General features: G+C 63.2%; 4 protein-coding genes. All 4 read left to right on the top strand.

Annotated elements, in window-relative coordinates:
* On the top strand, positions 1 to 273 hold a 273-nt coding region (locus ACE5C1_RS00420), incomplete at its 5' end, for an SDR family NAD(P)-dependent oxidoreductase (protein WP_374942090.1).
* Positions 274 to 292: 19 nt separating this feature from the next.
* Complete coding sequence (locus tag ACE5C1_RS00425; protein ID WP_374942091.1) at positions 293 to 1,192, top strand: glycosidase; 900 nt, start codon at positions 293 to 295, stop codon at positions 1,190 to 1,192.
* A gap of 29 nt (positions 1,193 to 1,221) precedes the next feature.
* Positions 1,222 to 2,055, top strand: coding sequence for a cytochrome ubiquinol oxidase subunit II (locus ACE5C1_RS00430; protein ID WP_374942092.1), 834 nt, complete (start codon positions 1,222 to 1,224; stop codon positions 2,053 to 2,055).
* Between the two features lie 2 nt (positions 2,056 to 2,057).
* On the top strand, positions 2,058 to 2,525 hold a 468-nt coding region (locus ACE5C1_RS00435), incomplete at its 3' end, for a cbb3-type cytochrome c oxidase subunit I (RefSeq protein ID WP_374942093.1).

The following is a 2,525-nucleotide window of genomic DNA, read 5'->3' on the forward strand; positions in this document are numbered from 1 at the left end:
GTCGAAACGCTGGGAATCGAGGTGGCGCCGGACGGCATCACCGTCAATGCGATCGCGCCCGGCATGATCCTGACGCCCATGAACGAGGCGGCCGAGAAGCATTGGATCGTCCGGAAAGTGAAAGGTGAGGTCATTCCTATCAGGAGACCGGGCAGGCCCGAGGAGGTCGCCAATGTCGCGGTGTTCCTCGCATCGCCTGCCGGGGACTATTTCACCGCGTCGACGCTGACGATTGATGGCGGTCTGTCGAAAATGTTCGCGCTTGGCGCATGATCGCCAAGGGGACAGGACAATGACGATCGACTTCGAAGTCGAACGGATCGACTACGTCTCGCTCGACGGCCCGGACGAACTGTTGTCCAGGAACCTCATGAGCCCTTTCGTCTGGACCGAGAAGGACGATGCGCGGCTGCACATGCTCGTGCGCGCGGTGCCGCCGAACATGGAGGAGCAGAAGACGGAGAGCGGCCGCATCTGGTACGGCCGCAGCGGTAGCGACGGCCTTTCCTTCCGGATGAACGACACGCCGGTCATCGTGCCTGGCCCGAGCGGAAAGGACATGCGGGGGTGCGAGGATCCGACGGTCGTGAAGACCGACGATGGATATATCGTGCTCTACACGGGCGTCGACGGCGGTGGGACCGGGCACCTGCTCTACGCGACCGGACCGCGCATCGACGATCTCGAGAAGCACGGTGTCGCACTCGCGGACAGCAAGAGTGAGAACAACGTCAAGGAAGCCACAGTGCTGCGGTCCGACGGCACATGGCGCCTATTGTACGAGTACGCGCACAATGGTCACTCGCTGGTCAGTCTGACCTATGGCGACGGCGTAGCAGGCCCGTGGCGTGAGCAACCCGATCCGTTCGGTATCCGAAAGGGGCATTGGGACAGCTTCCACCTGTCGACAGGGCCGCTGTGGCTCGGCAATCCCGAGATGCCGGTGATGTTCTACAACGGCGCGGACAAGAACACCGACTGGGGGATCGGGTGGGTGGCCTTGTCGCCCGATCTCTGTCGGGTCGTGGCGCGGTCGGACAAGCCGCTGATCGCGCCGCCCAGCGACGTGACGGGGCAGAAGGATATCGCGTTTGCCGCATCGCTGGTCGACAACGAGGGCACGCTGTGGCTCTACTATTCGCGCAACGATCGCGAGTTGCGACGGGCGACGATCAGGCCGCTTAAAGGGTGAAGCGGTCGTTTACCCTTGCCCTGGCCTGCTTGCTGCTGCTGACCGCCTGCGGTGCGCTCGATCACGGTTTCCTGAACGCCCAGGGACCGGTAGCCAGCCAGGAGCGCCACCTTTTCTATATTGTCTGCGGCATCCTGTTGTTCGTGGCGGTGCCGGTGCTGATCCTGGTTCCCGTGTTCGCCTATCATTATCGGCAGTCCAACACGCACGACGCCTATCGCCCGAAATGGGGGTTCTCATGGCCGCTGGAAGGTCTCATCTGGCTGCCGCCCATCGGCATCGTGGTTTTGCTTGCTTTCATCCTGTGGCCAGCCACGCAGCGCGACGATCCGTACACGAGACTGGCTGAACGCGGCGGTCCCTCGCCGATCCAGGCGATCGCGCTCGACTGGAAATGGGTGTTCATCTATCCCGATCAGCGCATCGCCACGGTCAACCAGCTGGCGGTGCCCATAGGCATGCCGATCCAGGTCCAGCTGACGAGCGGGACCGTGATGCAATCGCTGCTGCTGCCGCAACTCGCCGGGCAGATCTACGCAATGGCCGGGATGCGCACGAAGCTGAACTTCGCCGTCGATCGACCGGGGCGGTACATGGGCGAGAACGTGCAGTTCAACGGCACGAAGTTCGCGCATCAAAGGTTCGCGATCGTCGCTATGCCTCCGGATGCCTTTCGCTCATGGCTGGCGAACGCGACGAAGGTGCGCCGGCCGCTCGATGCGGCGGCATGGGCAGCGCTCTCGCAGCGCGGGATCGCGTCGCCGGCAATATACTCGCCAGTTGCAAAAGGTTTCTTCGACCGCGTCGTTGCGGCGAACGGCGGCCATGCGCAGGCCGGCGCCCTATCCGCAAAGGCTCGTTGAGCGTGCAGACCCAACCTCATCCACCGCTCTGGCCCGAGGTTCTCGGGCGCTTCGCCTGGCATGACCTGCCGTTCGTGCGCACCTATGAGAACCCGACGGTCAGCGAGGTCATCGGCGCCGGTGCGGCATCGCTCGTCATCATCGGCTTCGCGGCGACGGTCTGGCTGCTGACGCGCTACCGATTGTGGCGCAGCCTGTGGTCCGATTGGCTGACCAGCCTCGACCACAAGAAGATCGGCATCATGTACATCGTGATCGCCTTCGTGATGCTGACGCGCGCACTGATCGAGGCGGTGTTGATGCGGGCGCAACAGGCCACCGCGATCCAGCATGCCGGCTTCCTGTCGTCCGATCATTTCTCGCAGCTGTTCTCGACGCACGGGTCGATCATGATCTTCTTCATGGCGATGCCGTTCCTGACCGGCCTGATCAACTATGTCATGCCGCTCCAGATCGGCGCGCGCGACATG

The sequence above is a fragment of the Sphingomonas sp. genome, from assembly GCF_964263785.1.
GTDB lineage: Bacteria > Pseudomonadota > Alphaproteobacteria > Sphingomonadales > Sphingomonadaceae > Sphingomonas.